Annotated in this window: 21 protein-coding genes; 10 read left to right on the forward strand and 11 right to left on the reverse strand. The window is 69.3% G+C overall.

Annotated elements, in window-relative coordinates; all coding sequences use genetic code 11:
* Window position 1: 1 nt before the first annotated feature.
* From ACWC21_RS10390 to ACWC21_RS10425, 8 genes are all read right to left on the reverse strand, one after another.
* On the reverse strand, window positions 2–1,843 hold the full coding sequence (locus tag ACWC21_RS10390; RefSeq protein WP_450880118.1) for a DUF6339 family protein: 1,842 nt from the start codon (window positions 1,841–1,843) through the stop codon (window positions 2–4).
* Complete coding sequence (locus ACWC21_RS10395) at window positions 1,843–2,739, reverse strand: hypothetical protein (protein ID WP_450880120.1); 897 nt, start codon at window positions 2,737–2,739, stop codon at window positions 1,843–1,845. Before ACWC21_RS10395 ends, ACWC21_RS10390 begins: the two co-directional genes overlap by 1 nt.
* Window positions 2,736–4,730: a hypothetical protein gene (locus tag ACWC21_RS10400; protein ID WP_450880122.1), complete on the reverse strand. Its 1,995-nt coding sequence runs from the start codon at window positions 4,728–4,730 to the stop codon at window positions 2,736–2,738. Before ACWC21_RS10400 ends, ACWC21_RS10395 begins: the two co-directional genes overlap by 4 nt.
* The gene (locus ACWC21_RS10405; RefSeq protein WP_450880124.1) at window positions 4,727–5,752 is read right to left on the reverse strand and encodes a PD-(D/E)XK motif protein; all 1,026 of its coding nucleotides are present in this window, start codon (window positions 5,750–5,752) and stop codon (window positions 4,727–4,729) included. The genes ACWC21_RS10400 and ACWC21_RS10405 overlap by 4 nt, the downstream gene beginning before the upstream one ends.
* On the reverse strand, window positions 5,749–8,298 hold the full coding sequence (locus tag ACWC21_RS10410) for a Z1 domain-containing protein (protein WP_450880126.1): 2,550 nt from the start codon (window positions 8,296–8,298) through the stop codon (window positions 5,749–5,751). The genes ACWC21_RS10405 and ACWC21_RS10410 overlap by 4 nt, the downstream gene beginning before the upstream one ends.
* A 151-nt stretch (window positions 8,299–8,449) precedes the next feature.
* The gene (locus tag ACWC21_RS10415; RefSeq protein WP_450880230.1) at window positions 8,450–8,890 is read right to left on the reverse strand and encodes a very short patch repair endonuclease; all 441 of its coding nucleotides are present in this window, start codon (window positions 8,888–8,890) and stop codon (window positions 8,450–8,452) included.
* Window positions 8,891–9,165: 275 nt separating this feature from the next.
* Window positions 9,166–10,176 (reverse strand): SEC-C domain-containing protein, encoded by a 1,011-nt coding sequence (locus ACWC21_RS10420; RefSeq protein ID WP_450880128.1) that lies wholly within the window; start codon window positions 10,174–10,176, stop codon window positions 9,166–9,168.
* Between the two features lie 130 nt (window positions 10,177–10,306).
* Entirely contained in the window at window positions 10,307–11,782 is a 1,476-nt protein-coding gene (locus ACWC21_RS10425) for a beta-1,6-galactanase (protein ID WP_450880130.1), read from the reverse strand.
* Between the two features lie 310 nt (window positions 11,783–12,092).
* Between ACWC21_RS10425 and ACWC21_RS10430 the strand changes: the two genes are divergently transcribed.
* The 5 genes from ACWC21_RS10430 to ACWC21_RS10450 all read left to right on the forward strand — a co-directional run bounded on the left by ACWC21_RS10430 (window position 12,093) and on the right by ACWC21_RS10450 (window position 16,687).
* Window positions 12,093–12,923 carry a class E sortase gene (locus ACWC21_RS10430; protein WP_450880132.1) on the forward strand — a complete coding sequence of 277 codons (831 nt, stop codon included), beginning with the start codon at window positions 12,093–12,095 and terminating at the stop codon, window positions 12,921–12,923.
* A 327-nt stretch (window positions 12,924–13,250) separates the two neighbouring features.
* Window positions 13,251–14,471: a DUF6531 domain-containing protein gene (locus ACWC21_RS10435; protein ID WP_450880134.1), complete on the forward strand. Its 1,221-nt coding sequence runs from the start codon at window positions 13,251–13,253 to the stop codon at window positions 14,469–14,471.
* Window positions 14,472–14,569: 98 nt separating this feature from the next.
* Window positions 14,570–14,881, forward strand: a complete 312-nt coding sequence (locus ACWC21_RS10440) for a DUF6412 domain-containing protein (RefSeq protein ID WP_450880136.1) — start codon at window positions 14,570–14,572, stop codon at window positions 14,879–14,881.
* Window positions 14,882–14,975: 94 nt separating this feature from the next.
* The gene (locus ACWC21_RS10445) at window positions 14,976–15,692 is read left to right on the forward strand and encodes a YidC/Oxa1 family membrane protein insertase (RefSeq protein ID WP_450880138.1); all 717 of its coding nucleotides are present in this window, start codon (window positions 14,976–14,978) and stop codon (window positions 15,690–15,692) included.
* 137 nt (window positions 15,693–15,829) lie between these two features.
* The gene (locus ACWC21_RS10450; RefSeq protein ID WP_450880140.1) at window positions 15,830–16,687 is read left to right on the forward strand and encodes a fumarylacetoacetate hydrolase family protein; all 858 of its coding nucleotides are present in this window, start codon (window positions 15,830–15,832) and stop codon (window positions 16,685–16,687) included.
* A gap of 207 nt (window positions 16,688–16,894) precedes the next feature.
* Here the strand turns inward: ACWC21_RS10450 and ACWC21_RS10455 are convergent, their stop codons facing one another.
* From ACWC21_RS10455 to ACWC21_RS10465, 3 genes are all read right to left on the reverse strand, one after another.
* Window positions 16,895–17,770: an LLM class F420-dependent oxidoreductase gene (locus tag ACWC21_RS10455; protein WP_450880141.1), complete on the reverse strand. Its 876-nt coding sequence runs from the start codon at window positions 17,768–17,770 to the stop codon at window positions 16,895–16,897.
* 82 nt (window positions 17,771–17,852) lie between these two features.
* A complete protein-coding gene (locus ACWC21_RS10460) occupies window positions 17,853–18,368 on the reverse strand; it encodes a heme-degrading domain-containing protein (RefSeq protein WP_450880143.1) in 516 nt (171 codons plus the stop codon).
* Entirely contained in the window at window positions 18,365–19,450 is a 1,086-nt protein-coding gene (locus tag ACWC21_RS10465) for a Gfo/Idh/MocA family protein (protein WP_450880145.1), read from the reverse strand. Before ACWC21_RS10465 ends, ACWC21_RS10460 begins: the two co-directional genes overlap by 4 nt.
* 328 nt (window positions 19,451–19,778) lie before the next feature.
* Here ACWC21_RS10465 and ACWC21_RS10470 point away from each other — a divergent pair, with 328 nt between their 5' ends.
* The 5 genes from ACWC21_RS10470 (at window position 19,779) to ACWC21_RS10490 (ending at window position 24,129) form a co-directional block, all read left to right on the forward strand.
* On the forward strand, window positions 19,779–20,660 hold the full coding sequence (locus ACWC21_RS10470; protein WP_450880147.1) for a hypothetical protein: 882 nt from the start codon (window positions 19,779–19,781) through the stop codon (window positions 20,658–20,660).
* A gap of 97 nt (window positions 20,661–20,757) precedes the next feature.
* Entirely contained in the window at window positions 20,758–21,537 is a 780-nt protein-coding gene (locus ACWC21_RS10475) for an HAD-IIA family hydrolase (RefSeq protein WP_450880149.1), read from the forward strand.
* A gap of 110 nt (window positions 21,538–21,647) precedes the next feature.
* Entirely contained in the window at window positions 21,648–22,232 is a 585-nt protein-coding gene (locus tag ACWC21_RS10480) for a hypothetical protein (RefSeq protein WP_450880151.1), read from the forward strand.
* Between the two features lie 12 nt (window positions 22,233–22,244).
* Entirely contained in the window at window positions 22,245–22,916 is a 672-nt protein-coding gene (locus ACWC21_RS10485; RefSeq protein ID WP_450880153.1) for a class F sortase, read from the forward strand.
* Window positions 22,917–23,097: 181 nt separating this feature from the next.
* Window positions 23,098–24,129, forward strand: a complete 1,032-nt coding sequence (locus ACWC21_RS10490; protein WP_450880155.1) for a glycoside hydrolase family 6 protein — start codon at window positions 23,098–23,100, stop codon at window positions 24,127–24,129.
* The last annotated feature ends 59 nt before the right edge of the window (window positions 24,130–24,188 follow it).

The raw sequence follows: 24,188 nt of genomic DNA on the forward strand, positions 1-24,188 counted from the left end.
CTTAGCTTCGGAGTGCGGTTGCGAGGGTCTGTCCAAGAGCGGTTGCCAGTGGAGGTGGCATGGCGTGGCCTACTTGACGATACCTGGAGGTCTTGCCGCCGAAGAGCTTCCAGTGCTCGGGGAAGGCCTGGATCGTCGCTGCCTGTTCGACGGTCAGCTTGGGAAGTTCGTCCACCGGGAAATCGGCGCCCGGAGGCTCGTCCCCGAGACTGTTGCCGTTGACTCCGAGAGCAGCCCACGCCTTCTTGCTGCCCGTCGGGCCGAGGTCGGCTCCGCCTCTGCGATCGGAGCCACCTACGAGTGCCGGGGCGATACGGTCGGCGTTCTTGATCCAACGTTCGGCGCCGGGCCAACCTGCGGCAGACATGGATGGGCCGAGGGCCTCTCCCACCGTGGGAGGTCGTCCCTCATTCGGTAGGGGCCACGAAAAATGTCCGAAGTAAGGATCTTGCAGGGCGACTAGAAAGCCACTCTTCCGATTCTGGGGAACACCGAAGTCCGAGGCATTCAGGATCTTCCAACTGGTGCGGAAGCCGGCCTGGTGCAGCTCATGCTCGATCCAGGCGCGGTCCGCAGCGAATTCCGGGCCGTCAACCAGGTCAGGGACGTTTTCAATGAGAACGGCCTTCGGCCGGATGTCGCACGCCAGACTGATCGCGGCGCGCAGTACCCGGCGTTCCTCTGAGTCCTCCGCCCGACCGACTGTCGCCGATGACTTCACGCGTGGCAGCCCGCCACTGACGAGATCGACACCAGTGGCGTCGGGACGCATTCTTGGGCTGAATTGAACTACGTCCATGCACACGACGTCCCAAGCCGGTCGGTTGAGATCGATGGAGAAACAGGCGTCCGCTTTGCTGTCGATGAGCAGCACAGGGTCGAATCCGGCCCGTTCGAGGCCGAGCGCCTGTCCTCCCGCTCCTGCACAGATCTCCAGCGACTTGAATCGTCGGACTTCGAGGGCGACCGGCGGTGTTGCTTGACGAGGCGACGACTGCTCGTCGGGGACCGCGGGAACAGGAGCTGGTTCGACGACGTTGACCGAAGCTGTCGGACCCGAAACGACCTTGCGGGCATTCGGAGTTGAGGACCTCGGGCGCTGGGCGTCCACCGACTCCTGGGCCACTGCGCGCAACTCGCCGTCGAGAGCATGCTCCTGGACTCCGTCAAACAGCACGAACGGAGCGAGCCGGAGCAGTCGCTTGAGGAAGTCACGCAGGGTTTCGCGCTCATTCAGGCCGGCGAGATCGAGGTCTTTCCAAACTCGCAGGATCGCCCTCACCAAGTGAGGACTTCCGCCCAGTGCAGTGCGGCGCGCGTAAATCTGATCGAACGCAGCCTCGCCAAGGATATCGAGAGCGCGGTACGGCTCCGACTCCTCGGGCGCCCGCACGAGCTGTGCCCGCCACCATAGGCGCCCGAACACGTGCCGGGTGAGGTCGGTACCGAGGACCCGGTCCTTGGGCGGTTGCGGATAGCGCCAGTACGCGACGTCAGGAAGAACGACGAGGGCGAGGAAGGCCCAGACGTCTCGGGACGCGGCTTCGGCGGGCACCATGCCCATCTCAGTGTGCAACAGCGCGGCGAGTCGAAGGTCGAACTCGGCATTGCGCACACGGTCGGAGTTGTCGGGGAAACCGGCTTGCTTCGCGAGCTCCAGCACGCCTTCCCGTAGTTCCCGGAGCTGACTGGAGGGGACCCGGTCGCCGCCCGTGGCCACGTACACCGCGGCGTCATGGGTGAGGGCGACGCGCCGGGACAGTCCGCCCGGAGTGAGGTGTCGATACTCCTCGAAGAGCGGTCTCGCCTGTTCGGCGAGGAGACGCGGGTAGAGAAAGCTCATCACGACACCTCGAAGATTTTGACGGCCGCCTGCAGATCCGACGAAAACAGGGCCGGCGACTGCCGGTGGCGGAGGCGTATGTCCGTGATCGACTGTCCCGGGAACAGCTGGTCGAACAAGCTCAAGAGGGTGGCACCTAGGGAACCGTCGGGAAAGTCTGCATCCTCGACGAAGTCCTCATGTCCGAGGGCGTGTTCCACCATGACCCGGGCGGCATCCGCGTACACCGCCGAGAGAACAATCCGATCCACGGGGCGGGGCTTGCCCGCGTTCTGAAATGCGGTGGCGGTGACCGTGTTCTGCTCGTTGACGAGGAGCAGGAGCGCCCCCATGGTGGCGTTCTCCAGGCCTCCGCTGATCTGTAGATGCCAGGCGGCGTCATCCGGGAATGATGTCCGCGCGAAGTCGATCACGGCCATGGGGAACTGCGGAGCGTCGCCCTGCAGCCGAAGGGCCTCGCGATCGCTCCACAGTACGGATCCTGCCCGTCTCGGCGAGGAGGGCCGTGCGTCGCTCGCACGCTCGGCCAGCACGAGCGCAGTATCCAGGAGCAACAGGCCGCCGAGGTCGGCACCACGCAACCGGATATCGAATTGGACTGTCCTCGTACCGGATTCGGACATGCGTACCTGCTGAGCAGGGCCACTGAGGTTGGAGCCCGTGGCTGTCCAGACGACCGAGAGCATGAGCGCGGTGTTCGTCGAAAGTCCCGTTTGCTGCCGGACCCGGTCCAGGTCGACACGGAGGGCCCTGCGTACGTGCACATCCAATTGGTAGTCCCAGTCGGGCAAGGCCTCGGGCAGGGCCACTTCGCCGTCCTCGACCACCAGGCGCCAGGGACTCGGTGTCACGACGTCCTCGGTCGGGGCCCGGTAGGGAAGTACGCGTCGCGTCACGCGGTCCCCACCGCCTCGACTTTGATACCGATCTCGGTCATGGTGTCCGGAGCCGGCCGCACCACGGCACGCCAGACGGACTCGCTGCCTTCGACCACTTGCGGATCGGAGGTGTGGAGCTGTCCGGTTTCGTCCTCCCAGCCGATTAGTACGGGCATGCTCGCGCCGATGGGGGGATCGGTCTCTCGCCCGCCGGTTCCGGGAAGAGTGACCGCGAGGTCAATGCGTACGCGCTGAGGCCCCGGCACGGGCAGTCGAAACTCCTGCACCAGCACGGACGTGTCTCCGCGGTCGTCGTAGTAGGGGTCGCCGACATACTGGACCCGGGGACGGCGACGTGGAGCGTCAAGGGCGCCACCTCCCGGTGTTCCTGTGGCAGGCGGGCCGTCGTCGCCGAGGCCCTCGGTGGGCTGCGTCTCGCCGAATTCGGTCCGTTCCGTGAACGGCCTCGTGGGACGTCGACCGCCGTCGTCCCGATGCGTTGCAGTGTCCTCGGCGTCGGTCGACCTGGACGCAGCCGTGAGGGTGCTGCCCGGCTTGGCATAAGCGGTTGCTCCACCGATGCCCCAGGCTCCTCCGACCAATCCAGAAAAGAGCGAACTGGCCGCTCCCAGAGCGACGTTGCTGGCACCGGGGCGCGTGCTTCCGCTCAAGGAAAGCAACTGTTCCAGGTGTTCGCCAATGCGTCGGAACGTCGTCTGTACATAGGTGCTCTCGGGCCTGTCGAGGGAGTGCGGATTCCAGGCGTCGTGGGTGGGCGGCTCGGCCTTTGCGTACACGTCGTCCATGGCTTCCTCGGCCCTGAACACCCCGGCGTAGCCCTGATTCGTGCTCGGCGGCTTGGGCCCCGCGTGATAGGTGACGACGAGTTCCGCAGGGCGCATCAGGCAGACGTGATGGATCAGCTCCTCAATGTCCAGCATGCGGGAGGCACGCGTGGGCTCGAGAGAGGGCATGATGCGCTTCACCAGCCCGAGTCGGCCCAAGTGCTTCTTGGGTTTGAGACATTCCAGGTCGCTGCCGCCCGGGCCGACCATCGTCTCGTATGCGGCGACGAACATGTTGAGGGGACGCATGATGCGCGGATCGGGTACCGGATGCTGCACTCCGTCGTAGGTCACGGAGAAGCGCATGGCAGGTGGTTTGCCAGCGGTGGAGATCATCTTGGGCCATAGGTGCCAGGCGATGGTGTCGCCCAGATAGTCGGCTGCCTCGGCAGGCTCGAGGCCGTCCAAATTCGGATCGATGACGACGACCGTCGTTCCGGTCTCCTCCGGCCCAAACGCTTTGAGCCCGAGGCGTTGAGCCACGGCTTCGGCCTCTGCGCCGACCAGCGGCTCGACCACGTCGCCCGACGTGTCGCCCCACCAGTGTCTACCTGTGTAGCGGCGATCGCCCTTGGGTTCCGGGGCCACGTAGCTCTTCCACAGGGTGCAGCCGATGAGGCGAGTCTCGTGCCTTCCGCCAGCGGTTCGACACTGGGAATGGACGATGACGGTCCCGGCCCCGGACATGAGGTAGAAGATGCCCTTGCCGAAGCCGTACGTACCGCCACCGAGCGCCGTGTCACGTGGTTCGCCGATGTTACGGATGAAGGAGACGAAGTCACGGTCGGGGCCCACGGCATTGTCCGCTCGTGTCGGGCCCCCGAGACCGCGGGTCCCGCGATCGGACACGGACAGGACACGAATCGTGCGGCCCTGCCTGAGTGTGTCGCGAAGCGGAAAATCGTCTGCGTTGTTGGGAGCATCGGACAGAAGAAGTTCTCGCCAAGCACCGGCGTGGGCCGGTCCGACGGTCCACATGTCGATGCGGTAGTCCACGGGGTCCGAGGATTGCTCGAGCCGGGCATCCCAGCTGTTCTGCGCCGACTCCCGCACCAGGATGGTAAGGAGATCAAGTTCGGGCCGGCCGAGCTGATTGCGAATGCCCTCGGCGGCACTCGCGCCTTCCGGGGGGTAGGGCTGGGAGAACCAGCGGGGTTCCGTCACGCGGACTCCTGGATCATGCTGTCGATCGTTCGGGACACCGCGTCGGGCGCCATGGGGACCGGAGTCTCACCGGACAGGTCAATGCTGTACTCGACGTCGAGAACGGATATCGGCACGCCTGCTGCGACGAGCCCCCTGGTGGTCAACGCGGGGAAGTCCGAGGTCACCTCGTACCAGCGCTCCTCGTCCACGACGAAGCGCACATCGCGGTACCGCTCGGCGTCGATGGATCGGTAACCGACCTGGGTGAGAAGTTCTAGCAGGGCGCTTTCGTCGTCACAGGATCGGAGCGTCCGTTCGAGCAATTCCAAGAAGCCGACCCCCGAACTGCCAGCGAGGGTGCGGCGAAGGCGGAACCAGGCCAGGCAGAGGGTCCCACTCTCCGGGGCGTCGAGTTGATCGAGCCCGTGAACTCGCGCCCGTCGCCCCGTGCCTTTGGCGCTCGTCTTCACCTCGACTGCGATGTCGCCGGTGGTGAAGTCGTGGGGGTGGCCTTCTGGTCCGCGCCAGAGGCGGTGCGCGCTGGAGTCCAACTGCAGGAGACGGTCGAGTACCAGCAGTTCCCCGAAAAGGCCTGCGAGCTGTTCGGGACCCAGCACAGCCCCTTGCGGTTGAAACAGAGCTTTCCAGCGGTCGAGGACTTGATAAAGCGCCTTGACCGGGGTGCCCGACAGCTTCTCCGTCGCATCCAGTATGTCCGCGCACAGCTCTGTGAACAGGTCGTTCAGGTCCGCGCGCAAGCATGCGAGGTCGGCGTACGTCTGGTAGGTCTCCTCATCCTCCAGGGGGCGCTTGCGCAGGTGGAGCACGGGACCGTCGAGGCCGGAACGGATCTTCAGATGCGAGTGCACCGGTACGAGTATGTGACGGGACCCGTCGTGATCGACGGCAGCCACCAAGGCACCTTGCTCGGTCACCACCGGAAGTTGTGAAACACGCAGGCGACGCTCGCCACTGGTCGGCGCTGCTTCAAGTGCGACCCAGTGCCCCTCGACAATCTCGCGGAAGGCATCGCCGCTCATGCGTCTTCACCTTCGAGCAGGCTGAGGTCCTCGTCCTCCAATCGCACACCCGACAGATTCGCGGAGATGTACTTCACCACCGTGCTGTCCCCGTGCTGCGGTTCTGGAAAGACAAGGCCGACGCCGATCACGTCTTCTTCCGCGTTCAGAGGAGCACGCAGCTTCTTCTCCGGGCTGGGCTCGGACGTCTTGTCGATCGGGTAGAGAACCAGCAAACCGGTATTCGGAAGCTGGACGCGGCGTTCGTCGATAATGCCCTTCTCGGTGAGCTTTGCCGTGTCTCCGGTCAGATCTACGGCGGCATCACGGCGGCTCATGAGGGTCTTGATGTCTGCGAAATCCGGGGTGGGGTTGGGCGCGGCCACGCGGCTACGGAGGTTTCGCCCGACCGACACACCAGGCACGAACTCGAAGGGCTCTCCCGCGGAGCTGCCGACAATCGCGATGTTCCATCGGCGCAGCGAGCCGGCTGTGACTCGCTTCCGGATGTAGGCGGTGATCAGGTCAGCATCGTTCTCGGGGGACTTCTCGTGGAACTTGTAGGACGCCAGGAAGTCGGTCACGACGTCGTACGGCACGTCACGGAAGATGTACCGATCCTCGGTCGAGCGCTTCTCCACTCTGACGGCGTTCGAGAGCGCCGCAGTGACCAGATCACGTGCAGCAGCGGTGTTTCCACGCAGCCAGTCGGCGTTGGTGTGGAAGTAGTGGGTCTGGACTCGCTTGCCTGCGTATGAGGAAGCAGCCGTGACCGCATCGCGCATTTTGGCGGCGGCGGTCACACGCAGAGCAGGGTGAGTACGCAGACGTACGGCGAAGGTGCGGGGCGTCTCGGACTCGGTTATGTAGATGTCGATGTCGCGGCGCATCTCCGTCTCGACCGTGGCAAGGTGCCGGAACCACTCGGCCAGTTCGTCGGTCATCCAGATGCGGGGCAGATCGGCGTAGCCGTTCCGGAATCCGAACCAGCGACCCATCTGCAGCAGAGTGTCGTAGGCGGAGACGGCACGTACGAAGTAGCTGACCGACAGGCCTTCGAGGGTGAGTCCGCGCGAAAGGGTGTTGCCTCCCACTGCTATCGCCACGACGGGACCGTTCTCGTAGTCGAGACGAGCCTCGCTACTGGAGTTGTCCATGATGATGCGGCAACTACGCAGGACCCCTGGCAGTTCGGGCACCAGCTCGTCGAACGGCACCTTCGTCTCGCCGAAGTCCTCGGCGGGCACGCGGGCCGTCTCCTGATCCCAGAGATCGCGCAACCGGGAGAGGAAGACCGCGTCGGTCATGGTTTGTGCGGCGCGGTTCAGCAGGTGCTGCAGCGGTCGTTCGAAGCTGTTGTGGACGGCGGTGTTGACGCTCGTGTGGATCAGCATCGTGCTGTGCGGATTGCCCGTACGTCGAACACGGCGAGCGGCCGTCGCGAGCCAAAAGTACTCGACCGCCCTGCGGAGGGTAGCGGTGATGACGGGCTCGAAGCCCTCGACGTCTGCTTTCGTCTCGGGGCGCACGCAGGGAACGTCGTCTTCCGGCACGGATCGAATCATGTCGTGGCCGTCGTCGACCTGGGTGGGGTCCTCACCGTCGAGTGCGTAGCGCCCGAAGAGAACCTCGGTACCAAAGTGTCCTTCTGGCTTGGGCAGGTTGACGATGAAGTCCCGCGGATAGAGATCTTCGGCGCTCGGATCGATCAACAGGTTGGCGAACGGCGATGCCGTGTATCCCACGTAGGCGGAGCGCGGCAGGCTCTTCATCATGCTGAGGATCAGCGGGTTGATGGACTTCGTCGCGACGGTGGCCTGGTCCGCCTCGTCGTCGATGATCAGAGCGGGGCAGTCCTTCAGGTAGTCGGCCGCCTTGTCCAGCCACACGGAGAGCTTGCGCAGTACAGTCGCGTTCTTCTTCACCACGCACAGCACGTGCGTCTTGTTGCTGTTTCCGAAGTACGAGGCCGGATTCGCCGTAGGGGTGAAATCCTTGTCGAGATCCGTCAGTTGGGACCAAAGCGAGGGGTTGGGTTCCACGAGCTGCTGAACCAGGCGGGCCTGGGTCTGCCGGCGAAGGCCGTTGTGAATGCCCGCAAGGACAATGAACAGCTTGTAGCCGCGGTCGGCGGCCTTGGCCATGACCGACGTGAAGTTCGTCGTCTTGCCGGACTGGACATAGCCGACTACGAGCCCCCGCGTGGAGAACTTCTTCTCCTTCGGGTGGTTCAGCAGCGAGACGACGCGAGTGGAGGAGTCGTCCAGGTTCCGGATGGCGGTGTCCTTGGGCCAACCGTCCTTGAGCAGCAGGCCTTTGATCGCGGGCCAGCACTTGTCCTTGGGCTGTGGTCCCGTGTACCAGGTGTCGCGGTTGCCCAGAACGACGGCGTGGGGTTCCTCGAGCTCCTTGATGCGAATTGTCTGCTGCTCGTGCCGCTCGCGGATCTGCTCGATGACCTCGGCCTGGACGCCCATCTGCTCCAGCCGCTTCACGGCCTCCGACGGGGGAAAGGCGTCCAAGATCGCCTTGAACGTCTCATACATTTCGTCGAATTCGTCGGTCACAGGACTCGACCGCCCCCGCTCTCGCTCATCACACGACCTGACCGTAGAGCTCTGCCATCGTGGCACAGCGCTCTCAAGCGCAGGTCGGCACCCCAGTCACGCAACTCCTACACATTAAGTGGTGATGACGCTGTTGATAAGTGAGTCAGGGTCACGATTGGTCGTCAGCGTCGCCACTCTCGGTGAGACGGGCATCGGAGGAGCGCCCGGGCGGGGGTGTTCGTGTGGATGCCAACAGCGCGGAGATGCGGTGGGCCACATCCGCGGCGGGCTCGTGCTCCCAGAAGCGGAGTACCGTCCATCCCGCAGCGGTGAGGTGCTCGGTCGTCTCAAGATCGCGAGCCATGTTCTTGTCGAGCTTCGTTCGCCACCACTGCGCGTTTGCCCTTGGCTGCGTTGCATGCTTGGGGCAGCCGTGCCAGAAGCAGCCGTCCAGGAAGATCGCGATCTTTGCTTTGCCGAAGACGATGTCGATGGTTCTGCGGGGCATACCTGGTACAGGCACATTGACCCGGTAACGCAGTCCTGAGGCGTGCAGCAGGCGTCGGACCGCGATCTCCGGTGCCGTGTCGCGGGAGCCCTGACGGCTCATGCGGGCGGAGACGGATGCAGAGGATGGGACGGCACCAGACACATGAACATTCTGCCGGCGCAGTCGGAGCGTCGCCTCGGGGCCGCCCGCGCCTTGGTCATTGTCGTGTGCTCCGGGGCCGCGGCAAGAGCGCACCACCACGGCGCGCTGGGGAGGCGCGTCAGCTGCCAGGGGAGGGCGCGCCGGGTGGCGCAGCGGCTTGCGGCGGTATGAGGTGGGGTTGCCGTTCGCCGCCGGATCGTCCGAGTGCCCCGTGCGCACGTCACGAGGTCGTCTCACACTCCGTGGCACTCCCCGTAGGTCCGCCCCGACCCGCACCAGCAAGTAACCCCCCGCTGAGGCGGCCACCCCACAGCCAGCCCCCGCGCAGCCAACGTAGTCGCGTACTGCGGCAGCAAGGTCGCGTCCTCCGGCGACGACCCCTCCGACGCCGCGAAGGCCTCGTAGGAAGGCACCGTCCCGGAGACGATCCCCAGGTTCGGCGTGCCCGAAGACGCCAGCTCCCTCAGGGAGGCCTCTATCGTCGCCAGGTGCTGCTCATGCGAGGGGTACTCCGCCGCGAGGCCCGGATACGCGGCGAGCAGCTCCGCCAGCTCGCCCGCCGGCCAGTGGAGGACCGCTACCGGGAAGGGGCGGGAGAGGGCCTCGCGGTAGGCGCCGAGTTCGGCTTGGAGGCGGGAGATCTCGGCCTGGAGTTCGGCGGGGTTGTCGGAGCCGAGGGACCATACGCGCTTGGGGTCGTGGAGTTCGTCCAGGGACACCGGTGAGTTGTGGAGGGTGTCGGCCAGCATGTCCCAGTCGTCGTGGGGGAGGCCGAGCATGCGGCGGACGCGGTGGCGGCCGTAGAGGAGGGGGTGGGTGGAGTAGGGGGGCTCCGCGGGCTCCGCCAGGAGCAGGTTCACGGCCTCGGTGAACGTGTCGTGCGCCGCCTCGAGCTCGTCGTGGGACTCGAGGGCCTCGGCCACGATGACCCAGGGGGCGGGGTCCCGGGGGGCGGTCGCGCGGATGCCGTCGATGATCGCGCGGGCCTCGGCCTCGTGGTCGTACTCCCAGAGGTTCGAGGCCTTCAGGGCCCGCACCAGGTGGGGATCGTCCAGGCCGTCGGCGGAGGAGAGCAGGCGGTCGTAGAGCGCGGTGGCGGCGGGGCGGTCGCCGGAGAGTTCCAGGTGGGCGGCGGCCCGCAGGAGCAGGGCCTCGGCGTCTTCCGGGTACAGGCCGGCGGTCCGCTCCAGGCGTGCCGCTTCGGCGGTGTGGTCGGCGTTCTCGGCAGGCGTGTCGGGGCGCATGGGGGACACCGTACTGCCGACCGGTGACAAGGGAAGGGGTGACTTCCCAACCCACACATCCATGGTCACCGGTCGCGGTGTCCCCGGCGCGGTCAGCCGCGGGGCGGTCGTGTCGCCGTCGTCCACCGTTTCATAGCGTCACGCCGTCCACCTGCAGCGTCTGTACCGCCTGCGCCGCGAACGGAACGCTCACCGTCTTGCCGGAGAGGTGGATGTCCGAGTGCGCCGAGTACAGGTCGCCGCCTCCGGCCGTGACCGTGTTCCAGCGGGGGACCAGGCCGCCGGAGCCGCCCGTCACCGTGGTGAAGCGGGAGAGGTCGAAGGTCAGGGTCTGGGCCGAGGTGGACGTGTTCAGCGCCACGATGACCAGCCGCTTCGCCGAAGCGTCGTAGGCCGCCACCGCGTTGCTCGCGCCCGTGTCCAGGATCTTCATCCCCGGGCGGATGTGACGGCTGAACTGCGCCATCACGTAGTACTTCGTCTGGATCGTCGTCGGCTGCAGGGTGTTCTGGTCGTAGGCGATCATGGCCCAGCCCGTGGACGGGTCCATCACCTGCCAGTAGACCCAGGCCGTCGGGTGCAGCCAGCGGAAGTCGTAGAGGAGGTTGAAGGCCATCGTGTAGCCGGTGCCGTCCTTGTCGCCGGTCTCCGAGTTCCACAGGGCCTTGCCGGCGGTCGTCACCACGTCGCTGTAGAGAAGGTCCCTGCGGCCGCCCGAGCCCTGGTAGCCGTGGACGTTGACGCGGTCGACGTAGCCCTTCGTGGTGGAGCTGAAGGAGTTCCACGTGGTGCGGGCGAGGTCGTAACTCGTCTCGTCCGACGCGGAGATCTTCGTGCCGGTCAGTCCGCGCTTGTCCAACTCGCTGCGCAGGTAGGGGAGTACGGCCGACTGGACGGTGGCGTCCATGTGGCAGCCCTCCTGGGTGCCGGTCGCCGTCCACCAGCTGGAGCTGGGCTCGTTGAAGGCCTCGACCGTCGCGAAGTTCACGCCCCAGTTGTTCTTGGCGTACAGGGCCACGGCCGCCAGGTGGGAGGCGTGCTGGCGGTAGTTCCAGGACTGGAGGTTGTTGCCGCCGTCGGAAGCGCCGGAGGGGTTGTGGTTCAGGCACATCCACCACATGGGGGAGTTGGCGAAGAGCTCGGTGGTCGCGCCGCGGGCCACCGCCTTCGTCAGCATCGCGCGCTGGGTGGCGTCCGCGGTCCACTTCCAGGCCGAGGAGGCGGGGTCCTCGTTGTTCCAGTCCTGCCAGTAGCCCTCGATCTGCTTGAACTTGGGGATGTTGGGGGAGGCCGCCATGCTCGTGCCGCCCACGCTGTTCCAGCTGCACCCGCCGAGGTTGTAGCGGGCGATGTTCAGGCCGAGGCCGGGGAGCGCGGTGCCGTTGTACGTCGTCGACTTGGTGGTGAAGAAGATGTCGGCGAAGTCGTCTCGGGCGCCGAAGACGTTCGCCCACCAGGCCAGGGAGGTGCCCCAGCCCTCCCAGGTGCCGTACGACGTCGACGGGTTGACGGCGATCGTCGCGTCGGCCCGGGCGGTTCCGGTGGCCAGGGCACTGCCCAGCAGGCCGCCGCCCGCGGCGGCCAGGAGTGTTCTGCGTCGGATCATGGCTTGTGTCGTCTGCCTCTCGGTGCGGCTCGGACACCGGTCGTCCCCGCCGGTGTCGCACGTCCCCCCGCATGCCAGAAGGAAGCATCGGGGGTGGTGTGTGAGGTTGTCGAGAGTCGTGCCAGGCCTTTCTCAGCCCTTTCTAAAACCGGTGAAGGAAGTGGACCGCCCGGCGGGTGCGGGTGTCCGGCCGTCTTCCGCTCTCCGACCGGAACGCCTGCCGCTCTGGTGACTTGGCGGCGTGCGCCTTATCGTGCGGGCGGCCCCGGCCTATGTGCGGGCGGCCCCGGCCTGAGGAGGCGTACTGCGTATGCGGGCTTCCGTCGTTCGAGTCGTACGTCGTCCCGTGCCTCTCGTGCAGCACGGCACCCTGCGGCGGCGTGCGCGGCGCCGGCGGGTGCTGTGGGGCGGGGGCGAGGTGCTGGTGACCGTGGGGGTCGTCCTCGCGCTCCTGGTCGTCCACCAGTTGTGGTGGACCAACCGGGAGGCCCGGCGCGGGGCCGAGCGGAAGGTGGAGGCGCTGGAGCGGGAGTGGGGGGCGGGGGGTGGGGGAGCAGGCGGTGCCGGGGCCTCCGGGGTGTCGCCGTCCTCCGGTGCCGGTACGTCGTCCGGCCCGCCGTCCTCGCGGTCGCGTACGGGGACTGCCGCGGGGCGGCGGTCGTACGCCACCACCGCCCTGCCCCGCCGCTCGCAGGCCTACGCCGTCCTCACCATCCCGCGCCTCGGGCTGCGCGTCCCGGTCGCCGAGGGCGTGAGCAAGCCGAACGTCCTCGACCAGGGGTACGTCGGTCACTACCCCGGCACCCAACAGCCTGGCCAGGCAGGTAACTTCGCGGTCGCCGGACATCGGAACACCCATGGGGAGCCGTTCCGGTACCTGCCGCGGTTGCGCCGCGCGGACACCGTGGAGGTCGAGACGCGGACAGCGACCTACACGTACACGGTCGACAAGATCCTGCCGCAGACCTCGTCCCGTGACTCGGGGGTCGTCAGGGCCGTACCCCGGTCCATCGTCAGGCCGTCGTACGGGTACAGCGAGCCCGGGTACTACATCACGCTGACGACGTGCACCCCGGAGTTCACGTCCCGGTACCGGATGGTGGTGTGGGGGAAGCTGGTCTCGATGCAGCCGAGGAAGTAGAGGAGTGCTCTCGAAGGGGTCCTGCGAGGGCGTCTCTTTTCGGCCGTTCGTGCCAGGCCTCGCACGCGGCCGTCGGGTCTTGAATGCGGTCGCGAGCACCGATGTTTCCTTTTTCCCTGTATTCGCCGCCTTGAAGTGGAGGGGCGGATTTCGGTCCATGCGTGGGGACTTCCCGGGAATGATGCGGATCTCTGTGCGAATCCTGTGACAGCGTGTACGAGTCTGGGGGCCACTGGGGTTGCCGGGGTCTGTCTTCCTGTGGGGGAAGTCATGCACACGCGTGCCTTGGGCACGTCTCTTCGACGTCTCCGGAAAAGACCGGGACCGGTGGCCGCGGTGGCGGTGGCGGTGGCCGTGGCGACGGCGGCGGCGCTGGCGCTGGCTGCGGCCGTTCTGCCGACCACGGACGCCACCGCCACCGACGGCACAACGGTGTCGACCTGGTGCAAGGACGGTTCCGACTCCAGGACGCCACCGGTCAGGGCGGGCGCGAACCGGCCGGTGAGGTCCCAGCCGTCGAGGAAGCCGACGGACGCGGTGTACATGCCGTGGTTACTGGAGCAGCGGGCGCACGCCAAGCATCCCGCGTCCGGCAAGGCCGCGAAGCCGGCCGGCGCCGCGGCGGACCCGTCGGTGGTGGAACTCGTGCCGGAGGAGCAGGGCGACGTGCCCTGGCACCGGTACGCCGGCTTCGCGATCACGGACGCACTGACGGCGAAGATCGACTACTCGACCGGCAACCTGATGCTGACGGCGACGGACCTCGACATCGCCGGCCACGGACAGCGCCTGCGACTGGCGCGGACGTACAACTCGCTGGAGGCCCCCTTCGGCAGGGTGTCGCAGCGCTGGTGGCTGCAGTACGAGCGCTACCTGTCCCTCTCCGGCGGCGAGGCGGTCCTCTACGACGCCTCCGGCGCGACGGTCCGCTACCAGAAGAACAGTGACGGCTCCTTCACCACCCCGCACGGCTACTCGCAGAGCCTGAAGGAGAACCCCGACGGCACCTACACGCTGAACTGGAAGTCGGGCCCGAAGGAGACCTACGACGCGGGCGGAACGCTGACCAAGGTCACGGACCGCGGCCACGGCACCATCACCGTCACCCAGAACCGCGAGGGCGGCTTCAGACTGACCGACACCCGCTCGGGCCGCTGGATCGACCTGACCAAGGTCGATGACACGCTGTGGCGGGCGAAGGACAGCGCGGGCCGGACGGTCGGTTACCGCCTGGACGCCAAAGGCGACATCGAGCAGACCACGGACGCCGAGGGCAGGACCACGCTGTTCTCGTACGACTCCTCCGGCCGCGTCAGCAGGATCAGCACCGGCAAGGGCCGAGTGACGGTCTTCACCTACGACGACGTCGACCGCGTCACGAGCATGCTGTGCGGGACCGGTTCCCACAGCGGCGCTCCCACCGGCCCGACCTGGACGTACACCTACACCAGCGACTCGGCGACCGCGCCGGGCACCACCACCGCCATCGACCCTCGACTGCACGCGACGAAGTACGCCCATGACGCCGACGGCCGGGTCGGCCACTGACCTGGGCGACGATTTCGTAGCGGTCGGGGACGTCGGGGACGTTATCGTGGAGTCCAGCTCGGACGTGAGCGATGCGAGCAGGTAAGGGGGAGCGGTCGATGACGCGGTACGTGGCTGTGACGCGGCCTGCCGTCGGGCTCCTGCTCTTCCTGATCTCCGTCGCGCTGCTCGACACCGGCAGCCTCTACGCCACCGTCGCGCTCGCCGCGACCGCCGCGGCCGGTTCCGCACTGGCCGCGTGCGCGCTCGTGGCCGCGCGCTGTGCACCCGTCGTGCCGCCCACGCGCATACGCACGGCCATCCGCGACCGGGCCCGCCGTACGGCGTTCCTGCCGCAGCGCGACCCCGACGCCCCGGGCCGCCGCCGGCCCCGGGCGCCCGGACACGCCCCCGCGACGACCACCGCGTAGGGGTGACACTCCCGTATCCGTGACCCCGCGCGGGTCGTCATGCCGCCATGCCCGTCTTCACTCCGGCACGACGTGACCCACGGAGGGCTCACCCATGTCCGTTTTCGCGCACCTCGTCGAGCAGCTCGCCGACCTGCTCCGGCCCCTCTTCCACGCCTCCGCGGCGGCTGCCGCGATCGTCCTGTTCACCGCACTCGTACGGCTCCTCGTCCACCCCCTGTCCCGGGCCGCCGCGCGCGGGCAGCGGGCCCGGGCCGAGCTCCAGCCGAAGGTCGCCGAGCTGCGCAAGAGGCACCGGAAGGACCCGGAGAGGATGCAGAAGGCGATCCTCGAACTGCACAAGGAGGAGAAGGTGTCGCCGCTGTCCGGCTGCCTGCCCAGCCTGCTCCAGATGCCGGCCTTCTTCCTCCTCTATCACCTGTTCTCGAGTTCGACGGTCGGCGGGGAACGCAACGGGCTCCTCGCACACGAGCTGTTCGCCGCGCCGCTCGGCGGACGGTGGGCGGACGCCCTGGGACAGGGTGGGGTGTTCGGAGCGGCCGGGCTGGTCTACCTCGGGCTCTTCGCGGTGGTCGCCGCCGTCGCCACGTTCAACTACAGCCGTACGAAGCAGATGGTGGCCAAGAACCCGGTCGCCGTCGGCGGGGGCGACGGCGAGCAGGTGCCCGGCCTCGCGGCGGTCAACAAGGTCACGCCGTTCATGTCCTTCTTCACCCTCGTGTCGGTCGCCGTGGTGCCGCTGGCCGCCGCCCTGTACGTGGTGACCAGTACGGCGTGGAGCGCTGTGGAGCGGGCGGCGCTGTACCGCTGAGCGGTCCCGGGTGTTCTGGTTACGGTCCAGTCAGTGAACAAGGTCTTGCGGACCGGACATATGCCTTGGAGGATCAACCAGACCTCCGATGGCTGTGCACATCCGGCGGGCACCCGCGATCAAGGGAGATTGTCACCATGAAGCTGCTGCGAGTCGGTACGGCTGAGGCGGAGCGGCCCGCGCTGCTCGACGCCGGGGGAGTCCTGCGGGACCTCTCGGGGATCGTTCCGGACATCGACGGGGCGCTGCTCGCCGACGACGCCGCGCTGGGCCGGATCCGCGCCGCCGCCGACGCCGGGGAGCTGCCCGCGCTGGACGCGACCGGCCTGCGGGTCGGCCCGCCGCTGGCACGGATCGGCAAGATCGTGTGCATCGGGCTCAACTACCACGACCACGCCCGCGAGACGGGCGCCGAGCCGCCCGCCGAGCCGGTGATCTTCTTCAAGGCCGCGGACACGGTGGTCGGGCCGTACGACACCGTGCTCGTCCCGCGCGGGTCCACCAAGACCGACTGGGAGGTGGAGCTGGCGGTCGTCATCGGGCGCACGGCCCGCTACCTGGAGTCCGCCGAGGAGGCCCTCGCGCACGTCGCCGGGTACGCGGTGGCGCACGACGTGTCCGAGCGGGAGTTCCAGATCGAGCGGGGCGGCACCTGGGACAAGGGGAAGAACTGCGAGACGTTCAACCCGCTGGGGCCGTGGCTGGTGACGGCGGACGAGGTGCCCGACCCGCAGTCGCTGGCGCTGAGACTGTGGGTGAACGGGGAGCTGAAGCAGGACGGGACCACCGCCGAGCAGATCTTCCCCGTCGCGGAGGTCGTGCGGTACGTCAGCCAGTTCATGACCCTGTACCCGGGCGACGTGATCAACACCGGCACGCCGGCGGGGGTCGCGCTCGGGCGGCCCGAGCCCAAGCCGTTCCTGCGGGCGGGGGACGTCGTCGAGCTGGAGATCGAGGGGCTGGGGCGCCAGCGGCAGGAGTTCAAGGACGCGTAGGCGCTCCGCTGGGGGGGCGGGGAAGAGTGCGTTGTTCTTCGGCTGCCGGTCGTGGGGGTTGATCGCGCCCACGCGGCGGAGCCGCACATCGAACACGGCCCCGCGCCCCTGAGGTTGGTTCAGTCACGCCGGCTGCGTCGGGGCTGGTCGCGCCCACGCGGCGGAGCCGCATGTTGAACACGGCCCCGCGCCCCTAGGTGGGTCAGGTCAAGCCAGCAGCTCGGCCAGCCTCCTCCAGCTGTCCCGCGGGAGGCCGTCCCTCGGGCTGTCGTCCAGCACCTGGAGGGCCACGTGGTCCGCGCCCGCCTCGTGGAAGGCGTTGATCCGGCCGCGGATGCGGTTCTCGTCGCCCCAGGCGAACACCGCGTCGACCAGACGGTCGCTGCCGCCGTCGGGCAGGTCGTCCTCGGTGAACCCGAGACGGAGAAGGTTGTTGGTGTAGTTGGGGAGCGCCAGGTACATGGCGAGGGTCTCGCGGGCCAGGGAGCGGGCGCGGGCCGGATCGGTCTCCAGGACGACCTTGAGCTCGGGGGCCAGCAGGGGGCCCGCGCCCAGGATCTCGCGGGCCCGCGCGGTGTGTTCGGCCGTGACCAGGTACGGCACCGCGCCCGCCGCCCGGTCCCGGGACAGCTCGAGGACCTTCGGGCCGAGGGCGGCCAGCACCCGGCGATCGGCGGGTACGCCGGCCTCGTCCAGGGCGTCGAGGGCGTCGAGGTAGGCGACCAGCGCCGAGTACGGGCGGCGGTACTGGTCGGCGAGCTTGGCGTGGCTGACGCCCAGGCCGAGGACGAAGCGGCCCGGGTGCGCCGCCTCCACCTCGGCGAAGCCCGCCGCGCTCGTCTCCGCCTCGTACTGCCAGATGCTCTGGATGCTGGTGCCGACGACAAGCCGGTCGGTGCCCTCGAGGAGCGGTACGGCGTGGTGGGCGGCGCTGCTGCCGCCGAGCCAGGCGGCTCCGTAACCGAGCTCCTGCAACTCCGCGGCCGCCTCGGCCAGTTCGCCCCGCCGGGCGGGATCCTCCGAGCGCAGGCCGACGCTCCAGACGCCGTACCGTCCGATGGTCTCCTTCAGCGCGTCGCTCATGGGTCGTGATCCCTCCGGTCGGGCGGTGTGCCGTTCCTGCCGTGATGGCCGTACGGCTGTGCCAACCGGAGGGTGCATCCAGTTAATCCCGGCCGCTGCGGCCCAGGAACTCCTCCAGCGCCTCCACCACGAACCGGTGGTCCTGCAGTTGCGGCAGCCCGGAGACGGTCACCGCACCGATCACGCCCACGCCCTCGACGTTGATCGGGAAGGAGCCGCCGTGGGCCGCGTAGGTGTCGGGGTCGAGGCGGGAGGACTCCTCGAACGTCGTGCCCTTGGCCCGGAAACGGGCGCCGACCAGGTACGACGCGGAGCCGTAGCGCTCCACGACCCGGCGCTTGCGGGCGATCCAGGCGTCGTTGTCCGGGGCCGAGCCGGGCAGGGCCGCGTGGAAGAGCTGCTGGCCGGCACGGTGGATGTCGACGGCGACCGGGGCCTGGCGTTCCCTGGCCAGCTCCACCAGGAGGGAGCCGAGGGCCCAGGCGTCCTCGTGCGTGAACCGGCGGAAGACCAGGCGGCGCTCCTGCGCCTCCAGTTCCTCGACGGACGGGGTGATCTCGGGGGTGAACCTCGGGGTGATCCGGGGGTTGTTGCTCACAGGGTCACCGCCACACCGTCGCGCGCGGAGCGGCGGGCCGCCTCGAGCACGTCCAGGGCGGCGGCGGCCTCCAGGGCGGTCACCGGGTTGGGGCCGGTGCCGGTCAGGGCAGCAGCGACGAACTTGTAGTAGGCGGGGTAGTCGCCGGGCAGGGTCGGTACGGGCCGTCCGCCCCCGGTCAGCGGGGACTCCCCGGCGCCGACCCGGCCCCACTGGGACTCGGCTTCCGTGCCCCAGTCGGCGGGGCCGGGCCGCCGCCCCTCGCGCAGGGCCGCCTCCTGCGGATCCAGGCCGTACTTCACATAGCCGGCGCGCGAGCCCAGCACCCGGAAACGGGGGCCCAGCTGGGACGCCGTGGCGGAGACGTAGAGGTGGGAGCGGACACCGCTCGCGTGCGTCACCGCGATGAACGTGTCGTCGTCGGCCTCGGCGCCGGGGCGCCGGACGTCCGTCTCGGCGTACACCCGGGTGGCCGGGCCGAACAGGACCAGGGCCTGGTCGACGACATGACTTCCGAGGTCGTACAGCAGACCTCCGATCTCTGCCGGGTCGCCGGACTCCCGCCAGCCGCCCTTGGGCTGCGGCCGCCAGCGCTCGAACCGGGACTCGAACCGCCAGGCGTCGCCCAGCTCGCCCTCCTCCAGGAGTTTGCGCAGGGTCAGGAAGTCGTTGTCCCAGCGGCGGTTCTGGAACACCGACAGCAGCACACCGCGCTCCTCGGCGAGGGCGGCGAGCTCCCGTGCCTCGGCGGCGGTGCCGGCGACCGGCTTGTCCACCACGACCGGCAGGCCCGCCTTGAGGGCGGCGGTGGCCAGCGGGACGTGCGTCTTGTTCGGGGAGGCGATGACGATCAGGTCCAGTTCGCCGGCGCGGTCGAACAGCTCGTCGGGGGTGATGGCGACGCGGACGTCCGGGAACTCGGCCCTCGCCTGCTCCTGCCGCTCGGGGTTGGCGGTGACCACCGTGTCGAGCGTGAGGCCTTCGGTGGCGGCGATCAGGGGGGCGTGGAAGACGGAGCCTGCCAGGCCGTAGCCGACCAGGCCGACGCGGAGGGTTTTGCCGGGGGTGCCTGTGCCAATCATGCGGTCCACTTTCGCACGCGGGGTAGGTGGGGCGGGGTGGGGTGGGGTGGGGTGGGCTTGCCGGCCGGCGTTGGCCAGTGCGGGGGGTTGTCGCTGGGGCAGGGGGTGCGCAGCCCGGCGTTACGGGGTGCCGCTGCGCCCACCCGTGCCGCCCCAGCGGCACGATTGCCCGCAGCCGGGGCGACTGCTCGCAGCCGGGGCGACTGCTCGCAGCCAAGGCGGCTCTACCCGCCGTGGGTCTGCTGAACGGGGGGACCCGGGCCGCCGTTCGGGGCCGAAGTGGGCAGGTCCCGTAGAGCCTGCGGTCGGGTGGCAAAGAGATGTGTTCATGCGACTGTGCACGCCCCTGTCACCCTGCCTTGCCGCAGCCGTCGTCGTGCTCGGGCCCGTGGGGGCGGTGCACGGACGGGAGGCCGGGCTCGACTGTGCCGGGGTGGAGGGGCGGGACTTTCCGCTCACCGCCCGTATCCACGGGGGGCCCACGTCGTACGAGGCCGGCGGGGGGTTCGGCACCTGGTACCTCGACCTCGTCAACACCACCGACCGTGCCTGCACCGCCGTACACCCGGTCGTCGTGCTCGTCGACGACAAGCGGGCCCTGAAACCGGGGCAGGCCCGGATGGAGTTCTACGACGGTTCGCGCGCCCACCCGGTCCACTTCGAGAGCACCGACGAGGCGGAACTGGTGGGAGCCTTTGACGACGGCTTCCCGGGATTCGCCGTGGGCCCGCGGAGGACGGTCTCGGTGAAGGTCAGGCTCACGGTCACCTCGGACGCCGTACCCAACGTGGTCACCGCCAAGGCCGCCGTGGTGGAGAAGCGGGGGGACGACGGGGAGTGGCTGGGGGAGTCGGGGGACTACCGGTTCGGGATCGACACCGAGCCCGGCACCGAACAGCCCGACACCGACCACGACCGCGATCCCCGCGCCGACACCACCGCGGCGACCCTCACCCCCGCCCCCACCCTCACGAGCACTCCCACCACCACCGCCGTCCCCGACCCCACCCCGGGCCCCGGGCTCTCCCCGTCCTCCTCGGCCTCGCCGTCCCCCGAAGCCTCCCCGGCCCCCTCCGCCTCGTCCGACGGCCTCACCCTCGCCGACGAGCTCGCCCGCACCGGCCTCGGAACCGCTCTCGGCGTGCTCGCGGCCGCCGTCCTGCTGATCGCGGCGGGCGGTGCGCTGGTGCTCGTGGGACGCAGGCGCTGAGGCTCGGCCGACCACACAGTGAGCAGGGCGTTCCGCAAGATCGGGGCTGTGTTTAGGCTGGGGCCCACGCAGCATCCGGTACGGCAGGAGACGGCACATGCCAGAACGCAAGCCCATCGAGTCCTGGCTCACCGACATGGACGGTGTGCTCATCCACGAGGGTGTGCCCATCCCCGGCGCCGACGCCTTCCTCAAGAAGCTGCGCGAGTCCGGCAAGCCCTTCCTGGTGCTGACCAACAACTCGATCTACACCCCGCGTGACCTGCACGCACGCCTGGCCCGTATGGGTCTGGACGTGCCGATCGAGAACATCTGGACGTCGGCGCTGGCCACCGCCAAGTTCCTGGACGACCAGCGGCCCTCCGGGTCGGCGTACGTGATCGGCGAGGCGGGGCTGACCACCGCGCTGCACGACATCGGCTACATCCTGACCGACCACGAGCCCGACTACGTGGTCCTCGGCGAGACCCGCACGTACTCCTTCGAGGCCATGACCAAGGCCGTACGCCTGATAAACGGCGGCGCCCGGTTCATCTGCACCAACCCGGACGAGACGGGTCCCTCCACCGAGGGCCCGCTGCCCGCGACCGGCGCGGTCGCCGCGCTGATCACCAAGGCGACCGGCAGGAAGCCGTACTTCGCGGGCAAGCCCAACCCGCTGATGATGCGGACCGGTCTGAACACCCTCGGCGCCCACTCCGAGACCAGCGCGATGATCGGCGACCGCATGGACACCGACGTGCTGGCCGGCATGGAGGCCGGGATGCAGACGTTCCTGGTGCTCACCGGTCTGACCCGGCCGGAGCAGGTCGAGGCCTTCCCGTACCGGCCGTCCAAGGTGGTCGACTCCATCGCGGACCTCGTGGACCGGGTCTGAAGCAACCCGTGCATGACCCGTGAATAACCCGTACGGAGCAAAGCGGCGCCCTTCGAGGATGCGAAGGGGTGCCGGTCGGGGCAGCCTCCAGATATCGCTGGAGGTTCACGATGGGCTCAGTACGCCGCACTCTCTGTACAGGACTCCTCGCCGTCGTCGCATGCGCCCCGGCGGCCCATGCGGCCCATGCGGCCCAGGCGATGGACGGCGGGGCCGGGGTGTCGCTCACGCCGGCGTCCCCCGCCCCCGGCACCGACGTGGCGTTGCGGGTGAGCGGCTGCTCCGGGGCGTCCGGCACCGCGGGGTCGACGGCGTTCGTCGCGGACGCCCGGCTGAGCGGCACCGGCGGCACGCTCAGCGGCGACACCAGGATCCGCACCACGCTGCGACCGGGCTCCTACGACGTGCGGGTGAGCTGTGCCGGCGAGGCCGTGGCCGGCCGGATCACCGTGACGGAGGACGCCCGGTCCGGGGGGCGGCCCGGGGCCGGGGCGCCGTACCCGCGGCCGTCCGCCCCCGCGTCGCCCGTCGCCCCCGTCCACGCGGGCGGCGGCGGCACCGCACACCTCGCCTCGGTGGACGCCCGGGCGGCCGGACCCGGTACCGCGCAGACGGTGACCGGTCTGGTCCTCGCCGGTATCGCCGCGGTCGCCGTCGGGCTGCGCGGTGCCCGTCGGAGCCGCGGCGCGCGGTGAGGGGAGCCGGTGGTGCACGACCACGAGTCCTCCTCCGGCACCGGACGGCTGGCGGCCGCTGCGACCTGGGCGCTGCTGCTGCTCGGGCTGTGGCTGTGGGGGCGTGAGGTGACCGACGTACCCGCCGGGGCGCCCGGGGCCGCGACCGGTGACGTGGCCGCGGTGGGGCGGCCGGCCGGGTCGGGGCTGCCGCCCGCCGCCCGGCCGCTCGGTGACGCGGTGCCGCAGCGCATCGACATCCCGGACCTCGGGGTGCAGGCACCGGTGGTGGCCCGTGGCCTGGACGGCCGGGGCGCCGTGGACGCGCCGCCGTTCGACCAGCCCGGTGTGGTGGGGTGGTACGCGGCCGGGGCGAAACCCGGGGCGGCCGGGCCCGCGCTGATGGTGGGGCATGTGGACACCGGGACCAGGCCCGCCGTCTTCTACCGGATCAGCGCGCTGCGGCCCGGTGAGACGGTGCGGGTGGTCCGCAGCGACGGCCGGGTCGCCGAGTTCACGGTGGACGACGTCCGGGTGCTCTCCCGTGACCGCTTCGACGCCCGGCAGGCCTACGGGCCCCGGAAGCCGGGCCGTGCCGAGCTGCGACTGATCACCTGCGGCGGCACCTTCGACCGGGCGAGCCGCAGCTACACGGCGAACGTGGTGGTGTCGGCGTACCTGACCGGCACGGGGACGGGGCTGTAGGGGGCGCCCACCGCGCCCGGTCGGCGTGTCCGCAGCGCCCGGTCGGCGTGTCCGGCGCGCCCGGCCGCCGCACTCGCCGGCCTGTGACAGCTGCCCGGCGACACGCGGACGCGGTCGTGACCGGCACGGCGGATATGTCAGGATTGGCGCCTGAAATACCGTGCAACCAGGGGGGAGTTGGATGTACGACAGCTGGGGGGCGGCCCTGTCCCGGTTACGGGCCGGGGCGTCCGCGGTGGTGCTGGGGGTGGCCCTGCTGGCCGCCGGGTGTTCCTCCGGGGGAGGTGACAAGGCGGCGGACGATCCGAGGTCCGCGATCACGCAGCAGCCCAAGGGCGCCGACCCCTTCTGGGTGAACCCGGACGGGAACGCGGCCCGGCAGGTGGCCGCCTACGAGAGGGGCGGTGACAAGGCGGCCGCCGCGCGGATCAGGAAGATAGCCGAGCAGCCGACCGGCGAGTGGATCGGCCCGGAGAACCCCGAGCAGGAGGCGCGGGGCTTCACCGAGGCCGCCGAGAGGTCCGACCGCACGGCGCTGCTCGTGCTCTATGACATCCCGCACCGCGACTGCGGCCAGTACTCGCGGGGCGGGGCCGCCGACGGCGACTCCTACCGGGCCTGGATCGACGGTGTGGCGAGAGGCATCGGCGACCGTGCCGCGACGGTGATCGTGGAACCGGACGCCGTCCTGCACCTGGTGGACGGCTGCACCCCGGCCCGGTTCCAGGAGGAGCGGTACTTCCTCCTGCGGAGCGCGGTCACCAGGCTGAAGTCCCTCAGGCGCACGAAGGTGTACCTGGACGCCGGGAACGCCGGCTGGGGGCGTCCCGACCAGATCTTCCAGCCCCTGCTGCGGGCCGGCGTCGACCTGGCCGACGGCTTCGCCGTCAACGTCGCCAACTTCTACTCCACCGAGGACTCCGTCGCCTACGGCAAGCAGCTCTCCGCCAGGGTCGGCGGCAAGCACTTCGTCGTCGACACCAGCCGCAACGGCAACGGCCCCTACACGGGCGGCGACCCGGCGCAGCGGTGGTGCAACCCGCCGGGCCGGGCGCTGGGGGAGACGCCGACGACAAGGACGGCGGACCCCCTGGTGGACGCGTACCTCTGGGTCAAGCGGCCGGGGGAGTCGGACGGCACCTGCAAGGGCGGCCCGAAGGCCGGTGACTGGTGGCCGAGCTACGCGCTGGCGCTGACGAAGGCCGGCGGATAGCCCGCGTCGCACGAACCGGGGGGCGCCCTCCGATACGGAAGGCGCCCCCCGGTGCACCG

The organism is Streptomyces sp. NPDC001348, from assembly GCF_053597535.1.

Bases quoted from the DNA above. Each gene is read 5' to 3' on its own strand.
- ACWC21_RS10405 (WP_450880124.1), bottom strand. From the start codon at position 5,752: ATGAGCGGCGATGCCTTCCGCGAGATTGTCGAGGGGCACTGGGTCGCA.
- ACWC21_RS10475 (WP_450880149.1), top strand. From the start codon at position 20,758: ATGCCAGAACGCAAGCCCATCGAGTCCTGGCTCACCGACATGGACGGT.
- ACWC21_RS10465 (WP_450880145.1), bottom strand. From the start codon at position 19,450: ATGATTGGCACAGGCACCCCCGGCAAAACCCTCCGCGTCGGCCTGGTC.
- ACWC21_RS10455 (WP_450880141.1), bottom strand. From the start codon at position 17,770: ATGAGCGACGCGCTGAAGGAGACCATCGGACGGTACGGCGTCTGGAGC.
- ACWC21_RS10425 (WP_450880130.1), bottom strand. From the start codon at position 11,782: ATGATCCGACGCAGAACACTCCTGGCCGCCGCGGGCGGCGGCCTGCTG.
- ACWC21_RS10445 (WP_450880138.1), top strand. From the start codon at position 14,976: ATGTCCGTTTTCGCGCACCTCGTCGAGCAGCTCGCCGACCTGCTCCGG.
- ACWC21_RS10440 (WP_450880136.1), top strand. From the start codon at position 14,570: ATGACGCGGTACGTGGCTGTGACGCGGCCTGCCGTCGGGCTCCTGCTC.
- ACWC21_RS10470 (WP_450880147.1), top strand. From the start codon at position 19,779: ATGCGACTGTGCACGCCCCTGTCACCCTGCCTTGCCGCAGCCGTCGTC.
- ACWC21_RS10420 (WP_450880128.1), bottom strand. From the start codon at position 10,176: ATGCGCCCCGACACGCCTGCCGAGAACGCCGACCACACCGCCGAAGCG.
- ACWC21_RS10415 (WP_450880230.1), bottom strand. From the start codon at position 8,890: ATGAGCCGTCAGGGCTCCCGCGACACGGCACCGGAGATCGCGGTCCGA.
- ACWC21_RS10430 (WP_450880132.1), top strand. From the start codon at position 12,093: ATGCGGGCTTCCGTCGTTCGAGTCGTACGTCGTCCCGTGCCTCTCGTG.
- ACWC21_RS10450 (WP_450880140.1), top strand. From the start codon at position 15,830: ATGAAGCTGCTGCGAGTCGGTACGGCTGAGGCGGAGCGGCCCGCGCTG.
- ACWC21_RS10480 (WP_450880151.1), top strand. From the start codon at position 21,648: ATGGGCTCAGTACGCCGCACTCTCTGTACAGGACTCCTCGCCGTCGTC.
- ACWC21_RS10390 (WP_450880118.1), bottom strand. From the start codon at position 1,843: ATGAGCTTTCTCTACCCGCGTCTCCTCGCCGAACAGGCGAGACCGCTC.
- ACWC21_RS10490 (WP_450880155.1), top strand. From the start codon at position 23,098: ATGTACGACAGCTGGGGGGCGGCCCTGTCCCGGTTACGGGCCGGGGCG.